The 21,774-nt window shown below is 68.3% G+C and carries 18 protein-coding genes and 1 pseudogene; 9 read left to right on the top strand and 10 right to left on the bottom strand.

Features of this window, described 5'->3' with window-relative positions; all coding sequences use genetic code 11:
- Positions 1–32: 32 nt before the first annotated feature.
- Positions 33–1,070: an ABC transporter permease gene (locus tag ACFUNE_RS11255; RefSeq protein WP_383565708.1), complete on the bottom strand. Its 1,038-nt coding sequence runs from the start codon at positions 1,068–1,070 to the stop codon at positions 33–35.
- Between the two features lie 274 nt (positions 1,071–1,344).
- Between ACFUNE_RS11255 and ACFUNE_RS11250 the strand changes: the two genes are divergently transcribed.
- Positions 1,345–2,832: a chlorohydrolase family protein gene (locus ACFUNE_RS11250; RefSeq protein WP_383565115.1), complete on the top strand. Its 1,488-nt coding sequence runs from the start codon at positions 1,345–1,347 to the stop codon at positions 2,830–2,832.
- On the top strand, positions 2,829–3,506 hold the full coding sequence (locus ACFUNE_RS11245; RefSeq protein ID WP_383565113.1) for a GntR family transcriptional regulator: 678 nt from the start codon (positions 2,829–2,831) through the stop codon (positions 3,504–3,506). Before ACFUNE_RS11250 ends, ACFUNE_RS11245 begins: the two co-directional genes overlap by 4 nt.
- A gap of 243 nt (positions 3,507–3,749) precedes the next feature.
- On the opposite strand, the gene ACFUNE_RS11240 is transcribed toward ACFUNE_RS11245, so the two are convergent.
- From ACFUNE_RS11240 to ACFUNE_RS11230, 3 genes are all read right to left on the bottom strand, one after another.
- Positions 3,750–4,385 (bottom strand): DUF305 domain-containing protein, encoded by a 636-nt coding sequence (locus tag ACFUNE_RS11240; RefSeq protein ID WP_383565111.1) that lies wholly within the window; start codon positions 4,383–4,385, stop codon positions 3,750–3,752.
- 20 nt (positions 4,386–4,405) lie between these two features.
- Positions 4,406–5,776 (bottom strand): DUF1996 domain-containing protein, encoded by a 1,371-nt coding sequence (locus ACFUNE_RS11235; RefSeq protein ID WP_383565109.1) that lies wholly within the window; start codon positions 5,774–5,776, stop codon positions 4,406–4,408.
- 174 nt (positions 5,777–5,950) lie between these two features.
- A complete protein-coding gene (locus ACFUNE_RS11230; protein ID WP_383565107.1) occupies positions 5,951–7,669 on the bottom strand; it encodes a discoidin domain-containing protein in 1,719 nt (572 codons plus the stop codon).
- Positions 7,670–7,998: 329 nt separating this feature from the next.
- Here ACFUNE_RS11230 and ACFUNE_RS11225 point away from each other — a divergent pair, with 329 nt between their 5' ends.
- The gene (locus tag ACFUNE_RS11225; protein WP_383565105.1) at positions 7,999–8,991 is read left to right on the top strand and encodes a LacI family DNA-binding transcriptional regulator; all 993 of its coding nucleotides are present in this window, start codon (positions 7,999–8,001) and stop codon (positions 8,989–8,991) included.
- 395 nt (positions 8,992–9,386) lie between these two features.
- Here ACFUNE_RS11225 and ACFUNE_RS11220 read toward each other — a convergent pair whose 3' ends face one another.
- Positions 9,387–10,157 (bottom strand): transposase, encoded by a 771-nt coding sequence (locus ACFUNE_RS11220; RefSeq protein ID WP_383565103.1) that lies wholly within the window; start codon positions 10,155–10,157, stop codon positions 9,387–9,389.
- Positions 10,158–10,382: 225 nt separating this feature from the next.
- Between ACFUNE_RS11220 and ACFUNE_RS11215 the strand changes: the two genes are divergently transcribed.
- Complete coding sequence (locus ACFUNE_RS11215; RefSeq protein WP_383565101.1) at positions 10,383–10,619, top strand: hypothetical protein; 237 nt, start codon at positions 10,383–10,385, stop codon at positions 10,617–10,619.
- A gap of 62 nt (positions 10,620–10,681) precedes the next feature.
- Here the strand turns inward: ACFUNE_RS11215 and ACFUNE_RS11210 are convergent.
- Positions 10,682–11,545 (bottom strand): annotated as a pseudogene (locus ACFUNE_RS11210) (IS5 family transposase).
- A gap of 65 nt (positions 11,546–11,610) precedes the next feature.
- On the opposite strand from ACFUNE_RS11210, the gene ACFUNE_RS11205 reads away from it, so the two are divergent.
- Positions 11,611–11,925, top strand: coding sequence for a DUF6980 family protein (locus ACFUNE_RS11205; protein WP_383565099.1), 315 nt, complete (start codon positions 11,611–11,613; stop codon positions 11,923–11,925).
- A 201-nt stretch (positions 11,926–12,126) separates the two neighbouring features.
- On the opposite strand, the gene ACFUNE_RS11200 is transcribed toward ACFUNE_RS11205, so the two are convergent.
- Both ACFUNE_RS11200 and ACFUNE_RS11195 read right to left on the bottom strand, forming a co-directional pair.
- Positions 12,127–12,582 carry a hypothetical protein gene (locus ACFUNE_RS11200; RefSeq protein WP_383565097.1) on the bottom strand — a complete coding sequence of 152 codons (456 nt, stop codon included), beginning with the start codon at positions 12,580–12,582 and terminating at the stop codon, positions 12,127–12,129.
- Positions 12,583–13,139: 557 nt separating this feature from the next.
- Complete coding sequence (locus ACFUNE_RS11195; protein ID WP_383565095.1) at positions 13,140–13,487, bottom strand: hypothetical protein; 348 nt, start codon at positions 13,485–13,487, stop codon at positions 13,140–13,142.
- Between the two features lie 214 nt (positions 13,488–13,701).
- Between ACFUNE_RS11195 and ACFUNE_RS11190 the strand changes: the two genes are divergently transcribed.
- Positions 13,702–14,244 (top strand): DUF6368 family protein, encoded by a 543-nt coding sequence (locus ACFUNE_RS11190; protein ID WP_383565093.1) that lies wholly within the window; start codon positions 13,702–13,704, stop codon positions 14,242–14,244.
- On the opposite strand, the gene ACFUNE_RS11185 is transcribed toward ACFUNE_RS11190, so the two are convergent.
- The gene (locus tag ACFUNE_RS11185; protein WP_383565091.1) at positions 14,201–15,424 is read right to left on the bottom strand and encodes a transposase; all 1,224 of its coding nucleotides are present in this window, start codon (positions 15,422–15,424) and stop codon (positions 14,201–14,203) included. The two genes, ACFUNE_RS11190 and ACFUNE_RS11185, sit on opposite strands and share 44 nt — an antisense overlap.
- Positions 15,425–16,894: 1,470 nt before the next feature.
- Between ACFUNE_RS11185 and ACFUNE_RS11180 the strand changes: the two genes are divergently transcribed.
- On the top strand, positions 16,895–17,275 hold the full coding sequence (locus ACFUNE_RS11180) for a peptidoglycan-binding protein (RefSeq protein WP_383565089.1): 381 nt from the start codon (positions 16,895–16,897) through the stop codon (positions 17,273–17,275).
- Positions 17,276–18,031: 756 nt separating this feature from the next.
- Here the strand turns inward: ACFUNE_RS11180 and ACFUNE_RS11175 are convergent.
- Positions 18,032–18,814, bottom strand: coding sequence for a phosphotransferase enzyme family protein (locus tag ACFUNE_RS11175; RefSeq protein ID WP_383565087.1), 783 nt, complete (start codon positions 18,812–18,814; stop codon positions 18,032–18,034).
- A gap of 220 nt (positions 18,815–19,034) precedes the next feature.
- On the opposite strand from ACFUNE_RS11175, the gene ACFUNE_RS11170 reads away from it, so the two are divergent.
- Positions 19,035–19,823: a class I SAM-dependent methyltransferase gene (locus ACFUNE_RS11170; protein WP_383565085.1), complete on the top strand. Its 789-nt coding sequence runs from the start codon at positions 19,035–19,037 to the stop codon at positions 19,821–19,823.
- A gap of 73 nt (positions 19,824–19,896) precedes the next feature.
- Positions 19,897–20,847 (top strand): alpha/beta hydrolase, encoded by a 951-nt coding sequence (locus tag ACFUNE_RS11165; protein ID WP_383565083.1) that lies wholly within the window; start codon positions 19,897–19,899, stop codon positions 20,845–20,847.
- Positions 20,848–21,774 lie beyond the last annotated feature (927 nt).

The raw sequence follows: 21,774 nt of genomic DNA, 5'->3' as shown, positions 1-21,774 counted from the left end.
GCTCCTGGTTTTCCTGGTGGTGCCGCCCGGGGTCAGCCACGGGAGGACTTGGGGTCGAGGGCGTCGCGGACCGCGTCGCCGAGAAGGTTGAAGGCGAGGACCGTGATCACCAGGGCGCCGGCGGGGACGGCGAGGAACCAGGGGTCGGTCAGGTACCAGTTGCCGGCCTGGGCGGCGTTGAGCATCTGGCCCCACGACGGGGTGGGGTCCTTCACGCCGACGCCGAGGAAGGAGAGCGCGGTTTCGGCGGTGATGTTCGTGGGGATCATCATCGTGGCGTAGACGAGGACGACGCCCATGACGTTGGGGACGATCTGGCGCAGGATGATCGAGCGGTGCGAGGCCCCGTAGGCACGGGCCGCCTCGACGAACTCCTGCTCGCGGATGGACAGCACCTGGCCGCGGACGACGCGAGCCAGATAGGCCCAGCCGAAGAAGCCGAGGATGATCACGAGCGAGGCGATCGGCAGCAGGCTGCCGTCCCCGAGCGCCGTGTCGCCGAGCCGGGACTGCAGGATCGGCGTGAGCGAGAGTACGAGCAGCAGGTGCGGGAAGGCCAGGAACAGGTCCATGATGCGGCTGATCACCATGTCGACCTTGCCGCCGAAGTAGCCGGCGGCCGCGCCGAGCACGGTGCCGAGTACGACGGAGACGGCGGTCGCGAGCAGCGCGATGATCAGGGAGACCTGAGCGCCGTGCGCCATGCGGGCGAAGAGGTCGCGGCCGAGGCCCGGTTCGACGCCGAGCCAGTGGTCGGCGGACGGGAAGCGGTAGTAGGACAGCGGGAGTCCTGGCGTGCCGTAGTCGTCGAGGACGTCCGGGCTGGTGCGGGTGGTGTAGGGGTCCTGGCCTTCGATCGCGGTGAGCAGCGGGGCGAGCGCCGCGAAAAGGATCATGAGGACCACCACGGCGAGCGCGGCGAGCGCGATCTTGCTGCGCCGGATGCGCAGCCATGCCGTGCCGAGCAGGGAGCGGGCGGCGATGGTGGGCGGGGCCGAAGCCGCCGCGGGCGGCGGGGAGTCGGGCACGCCTCCGGCATCGGCGTCGGAGGGCTGCCGCGCGGGCAGCACAGGGGAATCCGTCACGTCGGGAGTTCCGTTCGGCGCTCGGGGGAAGGTTGGCCGGACGGTATACCAAGAAGTCACTGGCGCGAAAGGGGTGACCAGTTTTTGGTATACCGAAGCGGGCGACCTGTGGGGATAGTGGGGCAATTCATCAGAGCCGGACTTCCGGTCGTGACGGTGACCGGCCTGCTCTTCCGATTCGGTATACCAACTCGTACGATCAGTAGTCCGACGGACGGTGAGCCGCACGCGTCCGCGGAGACGGACCCCAGGAGGCAACATGCGCACCCGCTGGCGCGCCCGGCACATACTCGCCCACCAGGGCGGCGGCCACGCGCTGCTGCGGGACGGCGAGGTGGTGTGGGAGGACGACACGGTCGTCTACGTCGGGCCGCGCTACGAGGGCGCTGTCGACGAGGAGCGGGACCTGGGCGAATCCCTGGTCATGCCGGGGCTCATCGACCTTGACGCGCTCACCGACGTCGATCATCTCGTGATCGACTCCTGGGCCGGCCCCGAGCGGGGCAAGGGCCTGCAGTGGTCGCTCGACTACTTCACCCACCGCCGCCACGACGTGTTCACCCCGCGGGAGCGGGCGACGATCCGCACGTACGCCCTCGCCCAGCTCGCGCTGCACGGCATCACGACGTTCATGCCGATCGCCTCCGAGGTGCACAGCCGCTGGGCGGAGCCTTACGAGGAACTGGTCGGCATGGCGCGTACCGCGCGCCGGATCGGACTGCGCGGATACCTCGGTCCCGCCTACCGTTCGGGCGTCAACGTCGTCCTGCCCGACGGCACCCGCGACGTCGCCTTCGACGAGGAGGCGGGCCGTGCGGGCCTGCGCGACGCGGTCCGCTTCCTCGACCATCTCGCCGAGCTCGATGACCCCCTGCTGACCGGCGTCCTGCTGCCCTGCCGCATCGAGACGCTCACCGAGGAACTGCTCGGCGAGACGGCACGGATCGGGCGGGAACGCGGCGTCCTGATCCGGCTGCACGCACTCCAGGGCCTGGTCGAGCGCGACATCATCCGGCGCCGGCACGGTCTGTCCACCCTCGAACTCCTCGAAAAGCACGACCTGTTGAACCCGAACCTGCTGATCCCGCACACCGTCACCATCGACCGGCACCCCGCGGTGCACGGCGAGGACCGCGGCGATCTGGCGCTGCTCGCCCGCAGCGGCGTCTCGGTGATCCACTGCCCGCAGACGTCCCTGCGCTACGGCGAGATGCTGCACTCGTTCCGGGCGTACCGCGACGCCGGGGTGAACCTGTGCCTGGGCACGGACTCCTTCCCGCCGGACCTGATCCGCGGCATGGACGTCGGTGTGCACCTGGCCAAGATCGCCGAGGGCCGCTCGGACGCCGCGCCCGCCGAACAGTACGTGGAGGCTGCCACCCTGGGCGGTGCCCGCGCCCTGGGCCGCGACGACCTGGGCCGGATCGCGCCCGGCGCCCAGGCCGACCTGGTCGCCTTCTCGCTCGACGACATCCGCGACGGCGTCCTGGACGACCCGGTACGGACGTTCCTGCTCAACGGCACGGCACGGCAGGCGACGGACTCGGTCGTCGCGGGCCGCCCGGTCCTGGTGGACAGCGGTCTGCCCGGGATCGACCTGGAGGCCCTGCGGCGCGACGCCCAGGCTCTCTTCGAACGGATGCGGGCGGCCTACAGCGAGCGCGACGTGGAGCGCCGCGCTACGGCCGAGCTCTTCCCGGCCACCTTCCCGGCGTTCCGCGCTCCGGAGCGGGAGGCCTGTGCGTGACGCGCGTCGAGGCGGCCGAACTTTCCGGCTCCCACGGGGCACGCACCGAGGAGCTGATCAGGACCGGCATCCACTCCGGGGCGTACATGCCCGGCGCGCGGCTGCGTGAGCGCGAACTCGCGGAGGCGCTCGGCGTCTCGCGCGTCCCGGTGCGCGAGGCCCTGATGCGGCTCGCCACCGAGGGGCTCGTCGTCCTGGAACCGCGGCGCGGCGCACGCGTGCGCCGGCTCACCCTCCGAGACGTCGACGAACTCTTCGACCTGCGGCTGAGTCTGGAGGTGTTCGCCGCACGGCGGGCGGCCGAGATCGTCGCGCGCGGCGGTTGCCACGACGTGTTGCGCAAGGTGCTGGACGAGGCCGGGGCGGCGACAGAGCGCGGCGACGCGGCGGGAATCGCGGCCGCGAACACCGCCTTCCACGCGGAGCTCATCACCATGACCGGGAACCGACTGCTCCAGTCCTCCTTCCAACCCTCCCTGGGCCTGATGCACTGGCTGTTCCGGCTCACGGGCACCGAGCGCGGCGCCGAGCAGCACTGTGCCGAGCACCGGCAGATCTGCGACGCCATCGGTGCCGGCCGCCCGCGCCTCGCCGAGGCGCTGACGTTCTCCCACATCGACATCCGGCGCGAGCCCGTGATGCGGTCCCTGGCCCGGACGCTGCCCGCGGACTGATCCCGGACATGGATGGCAGCCTGCTGAAAAATGCGCTCGGCAGCGGTTCCTCCAGTACCCGCGCACGCGCGTGCCGATCCTCCAGCCGGAGGGCGATGGTGACGGTTCCTCTCCCTCCGCGCCCCCGTCCTCCTTCTCCCGACGACGGTGCATCCTCGCGGAACAGGCATCGTCTGCGAGGCCTAGGGACGACTCGCAAGGGATTCCCGCCGTGGGGCTCTCGCAGATTGGAGTGCTGCCCCGTCAGAGCGCAGAAGTTCGCGAGTTCGGAGCGCGGGCGATGGTTCTCGGCGTAGGCGTCCCGGATCCAAGTCCTTCCGCTCGGGGCGGCCAGAGCGGGCGTCCTACGGAGACAGGGCCAGGCTGCGCTGCTCGCAGCTTGTCCAGCCGGGAGGTCTGCTCGGCCGTGCTCCTTGCGATGGCTGCGGCCAGTTCCGTCGCCTCGTCGGCCCGGCCATGGGCCTGTTCGCCGGCGCAGAGCAACCGGGACTGCGTGAAGCCGGCACGCAGCGCGTCGGTGAGAACCCGGTCGAACGCCTGGCCGTTCGTGGCTGCCGCCTTCTCGAGGGTGCCGGGGCTCACCATGCCCGGCATGTCGTGCCCCTCGTGGGGGTGGGTGTCGGGGACGCCTGAGAGACGCAGCACCGCGCGCAGTCGACGGAGGTCTCCGCGTAGTGTCGATCCGGTCTTCGCAGCCAGCTCGGCCAGGTTCGGGTCCGCCGTGCGGGAGGGAGCCAGATCGGTCAGGAGTTGCGCACGCTCGGCCATGGGGATCATCAACAGGATCCAAGCGGTGTCGGTAGCGTTGAAGGCCGGTCCCGGCGACGCGCCGGCCGTCGGCTGCGAGGTGCAGCCGACGGCCGGCAGCGCCACCACCATGGCGCATGCCGGCCACAGGGTCAGAATGTGCCGGCGGAGTTGCACTTGGCCTTCTGGGTGATGCAGTCCTTCACGCGGTGCCCGAGACCTGCGTTGTCCCAGGCGTTGAAGAAGTCCCCGTGGATGGACGATGCCATGCCCGAGGCCAGCCGGAAGCCCGCGGTGCTGCCGCTGGTCGGATAGCTGACGACGAAGGAGAGGTTGGGGATGGCGACAGGGTAGGCGCCGCTGCACTTGCCGTCGTAGGTGGTCGCCACGTGCGACTTGTGGTCGGGACTGTCGAGGTTCTTGCCGTCCCAGCAGTCGGGGAAGACGAGTTGGTGGGTGAGATGGGCCTGCGGGGCGCAGCGGGGCCAGTTGCCGTCGGCGCTGCGGCCGATCTCACCGCCCTCGCCGGCGCACCAGTACTGGCCCGGCGAGCCCGCCGGGGTGGGCGTCTGGGTCTTGGCGTTGCCCGCGATCATGCGGAACCCTTGCGGGAAGGGCACGGTTGCCGAGGGGTCGATGAGCCGGGAACCGTAGTACACGATCATGCCCTCGGCTTCGACGGCCTTGTCGCCTTCGTACAGGGTTGGGATCCAGTATGCCGAGAGGTCGTTGGCAGGGGTGCAACTGGTGGGCGTGTTGGTCAGCAGCGACTGGGGTGTGGAGAACGCGTCGGTGCTCTTGTTGCCGAAGAAACTGTGCATGTGGGACGCACCGGGCAGGCCCGGCAGGACGATGGGGTCGTCCGGCTTGGAGTGGCTGTAGGAGCAGGTGGCGTTGAACTCCGGCACCCGGACGATGCCGGCGGGTACGGCGGCGGGCGTCATCGCACGGAACTGCGCCAACTGGGCGTTCCATTGAGCTTGGTCGATGGGGACCCATCCGGCCGCCGGGCTGTCGCCGGCGCCGACGAAGGAGAACCAGTTGATGTTGACGAAGTCACCTGTGGCTGTGCTGCGGAGCACGGTGAACACCGTCTGCGGACCGGTGGGATGGGTGGTGACATCGGTGGTCTGGGTCGCCCAGGTCTGCCAACCGCCGGTCGGGGAGACCGGTATGACGGCGAGCAGTGGTCCGGTCAGGCTGCCGGTGCGGAATTCCACGGTGCCCGAGCCGACGGCGGACGCGATCCGGGCCGACACCGTCAGCCGGCCGGCCGCGCCGAGGTCGACGTTGTCGAAGCGCATCCAGTCGCCGTCGGCGAGGAACGCGGCGTTCTGTCCGCCCCCGATGTCCCCGGTCGCCTCCGGCACGACACCCGACTGCGCTGCGTAGGACTCGGCCTGGACGGTGACCGTCGCGGCCTGCGCCTGCTGGGTCGACACGGTCAGGCTCAGGGCGGCGGCCAGCACGACCGCCAGAGCGCTCGCCAACAGTGTGTACAGATGGGCGGGATATCTGCGCATTTCACTTCCTTACGGGCATCAGGGGGGCGGGTCTGCTTGCCGAAGTGCCGCGAGGGGAGAGCGGAAGGCGGACAGTGGTGTGTGCCCGCCGGGGAGCCCGGCTGTTTCGGAGGGCCGCCCACGGGGAGCGGGCGGAACCGCCCGGTGCCCTCGCGGTCACCGGGCGGCCTGGGGTCACTGGTAGACGCGCACGTGGTCGACGAGCATTTTGGCGGGGAAGGGGGTGCCGGCGTCTGTCGGGCCCGGCCAGTCACCTCCGACCGCCAGGTTGAGGATCAGGTAGTGAGGGTGGTCGAAGATCCACGGTCCGCGTGTTTGCTCCACCTGCTCCTTGTCGAGAGTCAGAACGGTCCGGCCGTCCAGGCTGTAGGTGATGCCCTTGCTGTTCCAGTCGGCGACCCAGGTGTGGAAGTCGTCGGAGAAGTCGGCGTTCCCGGGCAAGGTGTACGGCGCGCCGATTCCACCCCCGCCGTTGTAGGCGGGCGCGTGGACGGTCGAGTACGCGGTCTTCACGTCCTTGCCGAGGATTTCCATGATGTCGATCTCGCCGTTGTACGGCCACGGCCGGCCCGTCAGGAAGTCGCCGCCCATCATCCAGAAGGCGGGCCACAGTCCGTTGCCCTTGGGCACCTTGATTCGTGCTTCGACGCGCCCGTAGGTGAACTGGAACGTCGCGCCGGTGTTCATCCGCGCCGAGGTGTACTGACACGTGGTGCTGCCGCTCAGTGGGTCACGCGGGCAGGACGACCCGGCCGTGACCTCCTTGCGTGCTTCCATCACGAGGTGCCCCGCCCCGTCCAGGGCGGCGTTGCGGTGGTCGGTGTAGTTCTCCAGCTCGTTGTTCGGCCCGGTGCCCGGGTCGGCCCTCCACTTCGCGGAGTCGGGTCTGCCGCCTGCGGCGCCGTCGAACTCGTCGCTCCACACCAGCCGCGGGGGGTTCGCGGGGTCGCTTGGCAGAGGCGGCGCCTGGATCGGAGCGCCGCCGGTGCCGTACACCTGGAACTCCCACAGCGAGTAGCCGTAAGGGGTGGCGCGCTGGGTCCCGTACATGCGGACATAGCGGCCGGTGCCGGAGACGGCCAGTGTCTGCTTGAAGCCCGTGCCGGACGTCGTCGAATAGATCGGTGTCCAGTCGGCTCCGTTCGACGAGACCTGGATCTGGAAGGACTTGGCGTAGGCGGGATCCCACTGCAGGACGACCTTGTCGATCTGCGCCGTCGCCCCGAGGTCGACGGAGATCCAGCCCGGATCGGTCCATCCCGTGGTGGAGCTTGTGGACCAGCGGGAGGCCGGATCCCGGTCGAAAGCCCTGGCCGGCGTGCATTCCCAGCAGTTCTGGTCACTCTGGGATGAGGAAGCCGCGCCCGGCCTGCCGTAGGAGAGCAGTCCTGCGGTGTCACCGCCGGGACCGCCGGCGGTGCCGTACACCTGGAACTCCCACAGCGAGTAGCCGTAAGAGGTGGCGCGCTGAGTCCCGTACATGCGGACATAGCGGCCGGTGCCGGAGACGGCCAGGTTCTGGGTGCCGCCCGTGCCCGTGGCCGTCTGGTGGACGACGGTCCACCTCTGCGCGTCGCTCGATACCTCGATCCTGAACGCCGTGCCGTACGCGGCTTCCCAGTTGAGGACGACTCGGCTGATCCCGGCACTTGCCCCGAGGTCGATCTGAATCCACTGCGGGTCGGCGAAGGCGCTGGACCAGCGCGTCCCCGGGTCGCCGTCGACGGCGCTCCGAGCGTTGAAGTTTCCCTCGGTACTCGAGGAGGTGGCGGGCTTTCCCTGAGAGAGCAGCACCTCCGCCGCCTGCGCGGAAGGGGTAGGGAGAGCGATGAAGGAGAGCAGTGCGGCCGCGAGGGCCAAAAATAAGCTGAAGCGGCGCAGCGGCGCTTGCATGGGCGACTCCTCGTGTGGGGGGAGGTCAGGGAGCGCTCCCTGAGAGGGAGGATGGAGGGGCTGCCCTAGGCTGTCAAGAGCTCCTTCACCTCGAAAAAACAGTGGCGTAACACCTTCGACGCATTGAGGGAGCGGTCTCTCATGGTCTACGCGGCGCGCCGACAACTGCGGTCGTGACACTGAGGAGGACGGCGCAGACGGGCATGCTCATGCCGCCCCGGCCTGCGGATACGCTGCTCGCATCGCCTTGACGCAGAGCCGGAGGTTGCACTGATGAGAAAACCCGCCCCGCGCACGAACCCGGGCGGCGGCACAGGGGACGGACAGGTATGAAACGCCCCACTCTCGATGTGGTAGCCGCCCGAGCAGGCGTGTCCAAATCGAGCGTCTCCCGCGTCATCAACGGCGAGACGACGGTCGCCCCGCAGATCCGAGACGTTGTCATGCGCGCCGTGAACGAGTTGGGCTACGTGCCCAATGGCGCGGCACGCAATCTCGTCACCCGTCGCACAGACACCCTCGCCGTGGTGGTATCCGACCCGCCTCAGGGCGTCGTCTCCGACGACCCCCTCTTCTCCGCCGTGGTCCGCGCCGTCAGCAGAGAGCTCGAGACGGCAGGCAAACGGCTCGTGCTCATGCTCGCGGAATCGGACCGGAGCCGGACCAGAGTCGTGCAGTACATCGCCGGCGGGCACGTCGACGGCGTGCTCCTGGTCGCCTTGCACGGTACGGACCCGCTGCCGGCCGCACTGGCACGGCAGGGCCTGCCTGTCGTGTCCTTCAACCGCACCTCCGCACAGGACGTCCCGTACGTCGCGCTGGACAACGGCGGCGGAGCGGCGCTGGCCGTGCGTCATCTCCTTGAGCGCGGTCGGCGCCGGATCGCCACCATCACCGGCCCGCTCGAACTGTACGAGGCGCGAGAGCGCCTCGATGGCTACCGCCAGACGCTGCGTGACACCGGCCGTCGCTCCATCGTGGCACTGGGCGACTTCACCAGAGCCTCCGGCGCCGAAGCGATGCGACAGCTCCTGGAGGACGATCCCGACCTCGACGCGGTGTTCGCAGCCAACGACCTCATGGCCATCGGCGCCCTGCGCACCCTCCAACAAGCGGGCCGACGCGTCCCCGAGGACGTGGCGGTCATCGGTTTCGACGACATCGAAGCCGCGTCCTACACCAGTCCCGCGCTCACCTCGGTGCGCAGCCCGATGGCCGACCAGGCGACCGCCGCCGTCCACCTGCTCCTCGGCCTGATCGACGGCGGCCCCACAGGGCCGGTGATCATGCCGAACGAACTCGTGGTGCGCGAGTCGACCTGATTGCCCGTCAGCACGCGTCACCTCGCGAGCGGAGCGCCGACGGCGCTCCGCTCACGTCGAAGCAGTTCCTTCCGGCCCAGGGAACGGTCTTGATGCCAATCAGTATGGAGAGCGGCCGCCCCGATCAGTATGGAGAGCGGCCGCCCCGACACTCCGCTCCGGTTCGGCTGGTGGAGAAGGCGCCCCGTGCCGCTGGCACGGTTGGAAGGTGTGGTGGCGCCGTTTCCCTGGACGTGAACCGGCGTGCGCTCGCCACCGGCGCGGCTGTCTTCGGTCGAACTCGGGGGGGCTCGGTGATGCCGCGGCCGCCGAGCCAGACGGCGACGGATCCAGATCTAAAGGTTGTTGCAGAAGGGTGGGTGGGGGCAGGCCGGGATGGCATTTGACCTGCTGGTTCAGCCGGTCATGGCGAGGTTGTGCATGGTGGCGACGGCTTGGACGGCGTGGTGGAGTCCGTCTCCTTTCTGGCGGCAGTCGCGGAGGATTTTCCAGTTCTTCATGCGGGCGAAGGTGTGCTCGACGCGGGCACGGACGCGCCGGTGTTCGGCGTTGTCCTCCTCCTGGCCACGCAGAAGTGGGCGTCCGGCTCTTCTGCGGTGCGGGACGATCAAACCGGTGCCCAGGTAGGCGCCGTCCGCGATGACCGTTGTCCCGGCCGCGACGGCGGGCAGATCCGATTCTCGCCAGGCGTGTGCGTCAGCCTTGTTCCCGGGGACGGGGCGGGCTGAGGCGATCACCAAGCGGCTGTCCGCATCGATGATGACCTGCACATTCGCCGAGAACCGATAGTTACGGGAGGACGCGGCGACCGTACGGTCGCGGACCGGGACCAGGGTTCCGTCCACGATCCACAACCGTTCGACATCCGCGATGGGCCGCGGCGCCGGCTCCAGCGCGAGAAGCGGCCGCAGGCGATGAATGACCCGGCAGACGGTGGCCGGGGAACAGCCGAAAAGCGGGGCGAGCTGGCGCATCGTGAGGTTTGTCCGGTAGTAGACAGCCACCAGGAGGACCCGGTCCGCCAGCGGCAGGCACCACGGGCGCCCCCCGCCGGGACCGTTTCCACCCCGCTCCCGTACTACCTTCACCAACTTCTCGAACCGGCCCATCCGCAAGCCAGTGAACGTCTCCACCCACAACGACTCAGCCCGCAACACCCCACCCATACAAGAGGAATGCCCTATCCCAGACGTTCTGCAACAACCTTTAGGTCGTGTGTCGAAAGTCGCTGAGAGGCAACGTTGTGGCGGGCTGAAGCGTCCATGGGATTGCCGGACTCGGCTTGGCCAGGGTGTTGAGGGAGGCTCGTGGAGCGGGGTACGGGGAAGCAGGACGGTCCAGGGCGAGAGCTGAACCCTTACGAGAAGGTTCTCGCAGAGGATCGCCGCATCATGCGCGAGATGTTTCGTGTGAGTATCGGCGGTGCCCATGCCGGGCTCGTCATAACGGGCTTCATCGTGGTCCTGTTCGCTGCCATTGGCGGCACCGTATGGGCTCTGATCGTTGGCGGAGCCGTTGCGTTCTGGTTCACCGTCACCCTTATCGCAGTTGTCGGTGGCGGTTGCCGCGGGTGGACTGCGGTCAAGCGCGCCTACCTCCTGACCTTCGGCTGGGCCGGCTGGCTGTGACCCTCGGCGAGGGTATGGCGGACGCGAGCAGGCAGCATTGGCAGCTCCGTCCGTCATAGCCATTAGTCGATGGCTGCGACAAGGACGGTGGCCTCGTAGCGGACGGCGAGTTTGTCGCCTCGTCGCGACTGCGCGATGGCGCTTGAGCCTGTTGATGCCGCACTCGACAGCGTGCCTCTGCTTGTAGATCGCCTTGTCGAAGGCTAGCGGGCGGCCACCGGCGGAGCCGCGGTTCTTACGGTTGCGGACCTGGTCGCCCTTCTCGGGGATGGTGCAGCGGATGCCACGTTCGCGCAGGTAGGCGCGGTTCGCGCGGGAGCCGTATGCCTTGTCGCCGAGCACACGGTCGGGCCGCGTGCGGGGACGCCCGCCCTGCGGCCGGACCACGCGGATGCGCCCGAGGACCGCCTTGAACTGCGGGGAGTCGCCCCACTGGCCCGGGGTGACCAGCATCGACAAGGGCTTCTGCCCTTGCTCGCAGGCGAGGTGGGTCTTGGTGGTCAGGCCACCGCTGGAGCGTCCGAGCCCGTGATGGTCCGGCTCAGTGTCGACGCCGCCCGGAGGCTCCTTCTGCAGATCCCCCTTTTCCGGGCCCCGGCGGCGTGCTGGTGGGCCCGGGCGACGGTGGAATCCACCGACACGTCCCAGGTGATCAGGCCCTTCGCATCCGCATCGGCCTGCAGATCCTCCAGGATCCGCTTCCAGGTGCCATCGCGCTGCCAGCGCCGGAATAGTTCGTAGACCCGGCCCCACGCCCCGTACCTCTCGGCCACGTCCCGCCACGGGACGCCGGTCCGGGTCCGGAACCGTATGCCGTCGATCAGCTGTCGTCTCGTCCAGGTCGGCGGCCTGCCCGGCTTCCTGCCCTTCGGCAACAGCGACTCCAGTCGGACCCACTGCGCGTCTGTCATATCGCCACGTGCTATCCGGTGATCATCACAGACCGTGATCTACTTTTGGTCATCGTGTCGATCAACGAGAAGCCGAGGTCATGACCAACCACTGCTGCGAGGCGATGAACAGCCACGTGAACGTGCCCTGCGACCAGCACGACGACCCTTTCGCCTGCCCGGACGTGCTGATCAAATTCAGCGCCAAGTTCCAGGAGTACGGGTTGATCATCCACGACGGCGGCACTTCGAGCAGCACAATCGAGTTCTGCCCGTGGTGCGGACGGCGTCTCCCCCAGACGCAGCGGGACCGGTGGTTCGATGAACTGGAGCGCCGCGGGATCGATCCGTGGGAGGACGAGGTTCCTGCCGAGTTCCAGGACGACCGCTGGCTCGCTGCAATGCCTCAGGACTGACGAACCAACAGCCTCTCAAGCCACTTCCGAAACACGGCCTAGTGGTGGAGCGCGAGGCCCGCTGCTGGAGCAGCACCGCCGGGGTCGGGATGTTCAGCTCGGCGAAGGCCGCGCGCATCACGCCGGGGCGCAGCCGGCCGGCCACGATCCGGCGCGCCACCTCCACGTCGATCCCGGCCCCCTTGGCCACGAGCTCGGCGCTCACCTCACCGGCGGCGTCGACCTCGTCGACCAGGCGCATGGCGACCGTCTGCCGGGCGGAGGCCAGAGCCTGGGCCAGTCCGAGCTCCACCGCGCCGCGCGAGCGTCCTCGTCCCGAAGCTGGTAGTCCCGCTCGTGGGTGCCCTGGGTGTTGTTGCGGGCCCGGCCGTGGTGCGTCTGCGCGCTGTGGCGCAGCGGGTGCCGCCTTCGCGGCGCCTCAGGCCGCTGGAGTACATCAAGTCGGCGTACGCCGTGTCCCGGCCGGCCGAACGGCCGCGCCTCGTCCTCCAGGCCGCTCGGCAGCATGCCGCTGAGCCCGACGTTGCGCCACAGCCGAAAGGCCCGGGGCGAGAGCCACTGCACGTCCGAGGTCTTCACGCCCGACGGCGAGGCGAGCGTCACCGGGTTTGACGGGACGAGGTCACGCTTGGCCGCGATGCCGTACAGCAGCTTCAACGCGGCCTGCTCCTTCGCTCACGTGCCGCCGTCGACCGGCGCCGGGTTCGCCGCCCCGCGCCGGTGCCAGAGACCAGCCTCCCGCTCCGGGCCCCGACACCCTGGCACACGAACAACCGCGGCGGCTGCTGTACTGCGCCCCCTCCTGGTCCTCGAGCACCGCCGCACGCAGTGCACGCACGGCCGGCGGCGGCGCGCTGGCCGGTGACAGTCCGTCGGCTCGCAGAGGGCGCAGCGACTGCGCTGGCCCTTCTCCCCGGCCCGTCGCGTGCACCAGGACGGGGGGCCGGGCTCCAGGGCGGGCCGGGCTCCAGGGCGGCACCGCCTGGTGTCCTCGCCCCGCCGGGCGCTTGGCGTGGAGTGGTTCTCGTGAACACTCCGCGCGCAGGGTGCCTCCCGAAACTGCTGTGTCCCTCGCCCCTCAAAAAGGACGTTCGTATCCGAACCAGGGTGGACACGGCGCAGGCGTTCGAAAACAGGCCAGGTGGTCCCGGCTTGAAGGAGCCGTTGTTGGAGAGGGGAGGGGGCTCCGCCGAATACGACGGGCCAGGTCGGGATCAGCAGGACGGCGCGCAGTGTCGTGTCGCCTGCGGACCTGCCAGGACGTCGAAGCCGTATCCGAGGGCGGCGAGCCCCGCTACGGCCGCCGCGAGGACGAGGGCGGACCGCCACCGGCCCCGTACGGCGGCAAACACGGCCAAGGCGGCGGTTGTCCCGGCTAGCACCAGGACCGGCAGGCCCAGCCAGAGCAGGTCCTGATTGGTCTCGCCCTCGAAGCCGCCGAAGAGGCCCCTCCGACCGTACGGGAGCCAGACCGCGGAGCCCGCCATGGCGCCAAGCACGGCGATGAGGCACCCTGCGGCTCCGGTGACGGACTTGCGCCGAGTCGTCTGTTCGGTATCCACGTAGTGACGGACGCCTCGCCAGGAGCGCGCAGTTCCGCCGCTGACAGCGAGTGCCTCCCGTTCTCGTGAACATCGATACCACCGGCCTGCGGGTGCCTCCCGGAGTCATCGACATCTGCCGTCCAAACTTGGGTTCTGGCTCAGCTTGTGTGGTGAGGGCGGCACGCTGAGTAACCGCTTGGGGTTTGAAGGCCGGGCTGGCTAGGCTCTCGTCATGAGCGGACCGGTGTTGGTGATTGAGTTGGTGAAGCCCGTCCCACCCGTATCTATCCAGCGGCTCCGGGAACTCCTTGTCCGATCCTCATCTCACTTCGAAGAGAAGCGGGTCGGCGAGTACGACCTGAACATTCACGCGGAGAGCCTCGGTATCGCCGACACCGGGGGCATCGACGGACGTCGGCCCGTCATGGTCTCTCTCATGGGGCCGGGCATCGGTGACGAGTCCATCTTCGCGGCCGAGCACGCCGATGAAGTCGACCAGGAACCCCTCATTGGCTTCACCCCGACCCACGCCGTCGACGTCATAGCGTTCTGCAACAGGCCGATCGACCACCTCGTCACGGCCCTGCTGACCGCAGCTGTCATGGACGTGATCGGCGGCGTCGCCAATGCCGAGCTCCTTGAGGAGCAAGTCCCGATCGTGACGGGCCTTCCAGGCATCGTCGCGACGATGACGGAACCGTGGCCCGCCGCCTACGGATCAGCGGACTTCCTCAGAGCATGGGCTCGGCAGCCCGGCTTCCGGCTCCTGAAGTAGCCGCAGGGCAGCTGGCCTTCAGGCCAGAAGCACACGCTTGCGCAACAGAGCGAAGCCGGCGCGGCCGAACATCTGACGCTTGAGCATCTTGATCCGGTTGACGTGCCCCTCTACGACGCCCGAGCTCCAGGGGCGGGTGAGGCCCGGCGATGACGGCTTCCCGGTCGCTGTCGATGCCCGCGGCGAGGGTGTGGAGGCTGGGCAGGTTGTCCTGTCTGACGGCGTCGAGCCAGTCCGGCAGTCGCTCGCCTTGGCGCTCGGTGAGCGTGGTCGCGAAGGACCGGAAGTGCCTGGTGAGTGTGTCGATCTCGGGGCAGTTGGCCCGGACGTTCTTCAGGTGGAGTTGTTCAGTCTCGGAGAGGGTTTCCGGGCGGCGGAGGACCCATCCGGCGACGGCTCGGGGAGAGGACGGCCGGGCGGTCACGGGCCGTGGCGAGGTGCATTTCAGGCGGAGGTAGGCGCGAACGCGCTGGTAGCTGCCCTGGTAGCCGAGTGGGACGATCTCTTCCCACAGTTTCCAGGCGTTGGTGCAGCCCGTGTTCCAGCGGTCGTCGAGGTAGGGCTTGTACTCGTCGAGGACTGAGGTCCGGGTCTGCCACTGGCCGGTGAACGGGTCTTCTGGTCTGGAGGCGTCCGCATACCGTTTGACGGTGCGGCTGGTCATGCCGAGCTGCCGTTGGATTGTGCGGCGGCTGTGCCCTGCTTTGACCAGGGCATGGATCGTGGCATGGACGGTCCGAGTTCGGTCGGCGAACCGGTGGCCGGTCGGCCATGGCGAACCGGACGGCTCCTTTGCCGGGTCGGGCTCCGTCTTGGTCGTTTCAGGCGTCTCGGGGATCAGGACTCGCAGGCATCGGCGGTGCTGGGCAATGCTACGTTCGGCGGCCTCTATGAGGTTGTGCCAATGGTGCCACCGGTCCGCGACCTGCAGGGCCTGCGGGGCGCCGACGGCGGCGCCCCCTGCGAAGAACGGGTCCCGGCAGACAACCTCGATTCCCGGCCGTTGGGCCAGACACGCGGCCAGGCTCGATGACTCCCGGTCAGGCAGCATGTCGATGGGCCGGCGGGTTTCGACGTCCACGAGACCCGTCCCGTAGTGGCGGCCCTTGCGCGTCGCGTACTCGTCGACGCCGACCACCCGAGAAGCGGGTACTTCCGGCTCGGGAAGTGCGTCGACCAACCGCAACAGTACTGCGACTGACAGGCGCACCGACGATGCCGGGCAGGCGGGCGCCGGACCGACCTGCGAGGGCGAGACCGATCGCGGCCAGGGTCGAGCGCAACCGCTCGGTCCGCTGGCCGTGCCTTCGGGTCAGGCCGGGTATCTGCTCGACGAACGTCCGGCGCGGGCACTCTGCTGCTCGGCAAGCGAACCGGCGGACCCGCAGTTGCAGCACGACGCTTCGCCCCGCACTCGGAACATCCACGGGACCGCAGGTAGGAGCCATGGATCTGTGCGGACCACACTCCGCACCCAGGACACGACGCGCCTATGGCGGTGCACCGCGCATCAACACGCACTATCGCGAATTCACCTCGACCGACAGCACCGCAACGTCCGCGATCGACGGGAACAACAACTCCTCCAGCCGGAGCAAGATCTCACTCACAGCCCCGAACTATCGGCCCAATCACTCCTGACACTGCTCGTTTTGAGGCAACTCCAGCTCACGGTCATCCGCGGTGAGCCCCCATAGTGGCTCACCGTGCGAAGGTAGAGGTCGGACCGACGTCGCATCCAGCGATTATCACGAGTTCACCGGACCGGGTCCCCTGCGACGGACTTCGGCGTAGCGCGCGGCCTCCGGTAATCCCGCCATCACCCGCCCTACCTCGGCGTCCGATCCGGCAGCAACGGATCGATCCCCACCTACTGCGCATCAGCCAATGAAACACACCAACCAACGATCAGATGATCTGAAAGAAACGGCCTAGGCCCAACGACAACATCCTCTGGCGATAGCGACGATACGTACTTCGGTAAGGACGCGGCTGCCTCGTAGCTGGTGTTCTGGTCGGTCCCTTCCTCGAAGACCTGATCGGCAGCAGCCACTCTCACAGCCGGGTCGGGGTCGAGCAAGAGCGCTTGATGCGGTAGCTCGTCGAGATGAGGGTTCTCGGTCCTCCTGGGGTTGCTGGTGTCGACCTGGACGACTACCCGCGCGAGACCGAAGTGGAGACGGTCACCGAACGCGGCACGGTGCTGGAAAGTCTGCGCCACTTCCGACTCGCTACCCAGATGACGTGTGCGGGCCTGGACGCCGGGCAGATGGCAGGATTTACCGCACTGCCGAAGACCGTGACGGGGACTGGAACGGCACAGTCGTAGACCCGTCGGTCATGGAGGGCACCTGGCGGCAGTGGCGGGCAGAAAGCGAGGTGACCGACCGTTTCAATGCCGGCTTCGCCGACCTCGGACCGGGGAGGGACGGTAAGGCATGGCTGCGTCAAGGCCGGTGTCGTGTCCGACCGGCCCGGTTACCGCTGGGCTCCTTGCTGTTGTCGAACAGCCCCTTTTCGGCGTATTCGTGACGCTTTCGCTGAACGCTCTTTCGAACCACCGCACTCTTTCTGGCCATTCACACACGCGTTCCCCTCGCGCCCCTCGATAGTGGGTGGCGTATAGACCATCGATCGAAAGGAGCCGTTCATGCGGTGGGGAAAGACGGCAGTGACACTTGGCCTGGTCGGCGTGCTCTCCGTGCCGGCGGTCGGCATCTCGACGGCCGCACCCGCAGCGCCCCAGGCGGCGGCCGCCGTGTCATGCAGGCTCTTGGACTTCATCGGGTACTACTGCGGCTATCACCTCAGTAACACCCGTGCAGACCGCGGCAACTCGGGTGCGAAGGTCCAGGAGATCCAGGCACTGCTGATCTTCAAGGGATTCTCCGTGGGCTCCACCGGTGTGGATGGCCAATTCGGTGCCGCAACGGAGTCTGCGGTGAAGCGCTTCCAGGGTTCCAGAGGGATCAGTGCCGACGGCATCGTCGGTCCGACCACCTGGCACTACCTTCGTACGCCCGGTCTCTGACCGGAACCAGGGCAGCCAGGCCCCTTGCGTCTGGCTGCCCTGACGGCCTGAGGCCGGCCCCTGGCGAAGCAGGAGGGAGCTCCGCCCTGGTGCTGTGACTCCGGGCCCCGGCACCTCGCCGCCCGGCTCCCCGGGCCTGCTGCCGTAGATCGTCATCCGCGCATCCTCCCGGCGGCCGGCCGCGCCGCGGGCCCGATCGGGAAGTTCACGGCGCTGGACCGTCACATCGCGCCCTCACCCCTACATAACTGAGGCGGAAGAAGGGGGTTGTTGCGGCGCCCTATACCGGTCTGGGGCGCCTGGTTCAAGACATCGGAGCAACGAATACTCGTAGCTCCGATGTCTTGAACGGGACCGTCCCGCTCTACACCCTGAGGTCTGCGAGTAGAGGGTTGCGCCGCTTACCCACGCTTTCTTCATTGTGCTGCCACCACCCCGCGACACCCGTTCGTCGGCGAATCCGTGCCGGCGCCCGCATCAAAGGGGACCGAAGGGCCGGAACTCGTCGAAGCCTGGTCGACGGCCGCCGCGTGAACCTTTGCGCAGTCGGGCGGCCTGGCTGTCGGTCTTCTCCGGGATCGCGTACCCCCCGGACAGCATCTGGCAGCAGACTCACCCTCACGGCCTGCGTCTTGGTCACGTGCACCTTGGTCGGAACACATGATCAGACGCAGGCCGCTTCAATGTCCGGCGAATGCCCAGGTGAGTGATCCAGTTCGAGATGTCGTTCGACGCCGGGAGCCAGGCACAGGTGCCTCAGCCAGCGAGTAGAGCCTGCATCCACTGGTCTTCGCGTTGCTCGATGTATTCGGCATCGTTTCGCCAGGTATCGCCATGGCCTTCAGCCCACAGCCTTGCCCAGGGTTGGGCTCCTTGGGACGCCTGGGCGCGCAGGAAATCGTGCATGAAACGCGTACGGCGCCCCAGCACAGGGACCAACCGGCGACGCTCGGACTCTGCGAGACCGTAGGCGTTGACGAAGACTCGCAGTCGGTCCGCCGCGTCCGGACTCTGCCAGTCCGGATGCGCGGACAGCGGGATGAACCCGTGAATGGCGTATGCGACATCCCACAGGCGCGAGCCGGGACCCGCGGTGTCCCAGTCGATGAATGCCCACCGGGCCTCACCTGCGACCACGAGGTTCCAGGGGGCCAGGTCGTTGTGGGCGATGATGTCACTGCCCTCAGCGGGGATCAGCGTCTGCCATTGCGCGTCGGACGGCGGTACGAAGTCCTGTGCGGCATCGGGGAAGTCCCGGATCAGCCGCGCAACACGAGCCAGTTGTCGAGCGGGTTCCATCAGCGAGAACCGGTCGGGCCAGACCACATCTCCCGGCATGAAAGTCAGGACCTCACGCCCCTGATCGTCAAGGCCGAGTGGGCGAGGCGCCGCGCCGAATCCCACCTCATGCAGATGGGCAAGCAGGGCATGCACCGCAGGAGTCCATGGTCCGGCCGGACGGCGAACGGTGTCCCCGACGCGAACGACACCATCGCTGACGTTGCCGCCGGACAAAGGCTCTTCATCATCGTGCCGCATCGAACCAGTGTGTCGGATCAGCCCGTCATGATCACCCCATTAAAGAGGGCGTCGGAGTCGGAACGGAGGTTGAAGGACAAGCTGAGTGCGTGTTCCTGAGGCCGACATGACATGACGGTGGTCGTGACGCTCAAACGAACGGCTTGTCGGATCTCCATCGCTGTGAGGACGACCGGGAGGGGCCAGGAACCGAACTGGTGCAGTACACGTCTCCCGCACCATGATCTCAAGCGAGCGCCAAGAGCACGCGATTTCCAGCAGGCTGGTCTCGCCGTCCGCGGTGAGTGTGGATCCGTCGAAGGCCAACGATTACAACGGCTTTGCCGAGGCGTACGCGGCCGCAAACGAAACCAACCTGGTCAATGCCTACTACGAGCGGCCCGCGATGCTGGCCCTCGCTGGAGACGTAACTGGCCGCCGGATCCTCGACGCGGGCTGCGGCTCGGGGTCCCTGTTTGCGGCGCTACTCGACCGTGGCGCCATCGTGAGCGGCTTCGACGCGAGTGGCAGGATGCTGGAGCTGGCCCGGCAGCGGTTCGGCGACGGTGCGGATCTACAGGTGGCGGACCTGGGCAGCCCGCTTCCTTACCCTGATGACGCTTTCGACGATGTAGTCGCGTCCTTGGTGCTGCACTACCTGGAGGACTGGGGGCCGGCGCTGGCCGAGCTGCGACGCATACTCAAGCCCGGCGGTCGGCTGATCGCGTCCGTCGACCATCCCTTTGCCGTCAACCTCATACACCGTGAGGTCGGCCGCGAGGCCGAGTGCAACTACTTCGACACCATCAACTGGACCGTCGAGTGGACCGTGGGCGGCCATACCGCCCTGGTGAGTCGCTGGAGCAGGCCGCTGCACGCGATGGTCGAGGCTTTCACCGGGGCCGGTTTCCGGATCACGGTCATCAGCGAGCCAGAGCCTGATCCCGCCGCCCGCGAGATGTTCCCCGAGGCCATCGCGGCCGAGCCGCGCTTCCTGTGCTTCCTGTTCTTCGTCCTGCAGGCCGACTAGTTCAACGCACACAGCCAGCCAGGAGACTGCCTCAAGGCTGGATCGTTCGGATCAGGATGGCATTCTGGCCCGCATGGCCGAACCGATCGCTCCTTCGCTCGCCGATGCTGAACTGGCCGCCTTCATCGAGGCTGTCCGGCAGGACCCCGGTCCTCCTGCCCGGGTGGTGGGCGCGGCAGAGTTGCGGCGCACGCAGCGACTCCGCGCTGAAGCCCGGCCTCAGGGCCCTGAGGTCCCCCACGTCGAGGATTTGACGGTCGGCTCGGCTGCGGTGGGGGCTCGCCTCTATCGGCCTTCGGCGGAGTCCTTGCCGCTGGTGGTGTTCCTTCATGGCGGGATGTGGACGATTGGCGATCTGGAGTCGCACGATCGGGCGTGCCGTCGATTGGCGCTCGGGGCCGGCACGGCCGTGCTGAGCGTCGATTTCCGCCGGGCTCCGGAACACCCGTGGCCGGCTGCTGTCGATGACTGCGTGGATGTCATCCGGTGGGCAGGATCCGGCGGAGCTTCCAGCGCCGGGATCTCGGGCCCGACCGTCGTGATGGGTGACAGTTCTGGCGGGAACCTCGCTGCGCTCGCCTGCCTGTGCCTGCGCGATGAAGGCGGGCCGTTGCCGGCCGCTCAGATCCTGGTGTATCCCAACACCGATCTGACACTGTCCTGTCCCAGCGCGCGGTCGAAGGCCACGGGTTGGGGCCTGAGAACTGACGATGTCGCGTGGGGGGCTGAGCAATGGGTCCCGGACCCGTCCCGGCGCGGCGACCCCCGGGTCAGCCCGCTGTACGCCGTCGACCTCGGTGGGCTGCCGCCGGCGGTTGTCGTCACCGCGGAGCACGACCCCCTTCGGGATGAGGGCGACGCCTATGCGGCCCGGCTTGTCGACGCGGGCGTTCCGGTCAGCCACCGCTGTGAGGCCGGAATGGTCCACGGATTCCTCACCCTCGACGTTCTCTCTCCTGCCGCAGCGGAGGCGGGAGACCGGGTGTTCGCGGACGTCGCCGGCCTGCTCGACCGCGTCCGCTGACGGCTCGGCAACCACGCGAGGGTCTCGCCTCCGGCCGTTACCTCGGCCGCGAGCACCTGCGTCCTGTCCAGCACGCTACTCTCGTGCGCCGCCGCGGAGGGGAACTGCTGATCACCGACGGCGCGTACGCGGACATGGCGGAGTGGGTGACCGGAATTGTGTTCATCGACGGTGAGTGGGAGGAAGCGATCGAATACCGCGGTTCTTGTACTGCTCCAGGGCGAGGACGCCGCGCTCGAACGCCCCGGGCCCGGCCGCCTTGTCCTCTTGGCCGGTGCTGCGGGCAGCGGGGCCAGCCCGAGACCTTCCAGTCGTTGCCGCTGCTCGGGTAGCAGCTTGGTCCACATCGTGTGTTCGCGCTACCGGTGAATCCATGCGCCGACGTCGCAGCCGTGGACCGTGACCCCCGGCAGCACTTCGGTGAGCCTGCCTTCCTCGGACCAGACGAGTGCTGATAGGGGTGCTGTAGGTCAGGCCCTTCATCATCTCCTGAAGCGCCAGTGGCGACGGAGACGTCTGTCTGAGCGGCCGTCGACAGCTTGGACCGGATCCGCCCTCGAGTCCCCCGCACCGCGCTCCTCGCACTCCTCCAGAACCACCCGCGCTGTACCCGCGATGTCATCGCATGGGCCGCCTCACGACGACGAGGCAGCGTGTGGGGAGAACGTCGTACGCCCCGCGTGTGAAGACCGGCGGGGCGTACGGAGGCGGGCAGCCCACGGGGGTAGATCTGCATCGCCTGAGTCCCGAGGCCTCCTGAGACGCCGCCTCCCAAGACCTTCGACAGGGCGCTGTTGTCTCACTCCCGGCTGGTCTCCGGGATGTGGCTGTGAGAGTGCGTGCCCCATCCGCCGCGATCATGCCAGGAGCAGTAATCGGCAACCATGCCTTCCCAGGACCGATCCGGCCACCGCAGAGCCTCATGTT

The organism is Streptomyces sp. NPDC057287 (assembly GCF_042667905.1).
Lineage (GTDB): Bacteria > Actinomycetota > Actinomycetes > Streptomycetales > Streptomycetaceae > Streptomyces.
Note: the sequence above shows the minus strand (reverse complement) of the source record. Positions and strands in the feature narration are given on the sequence as shown.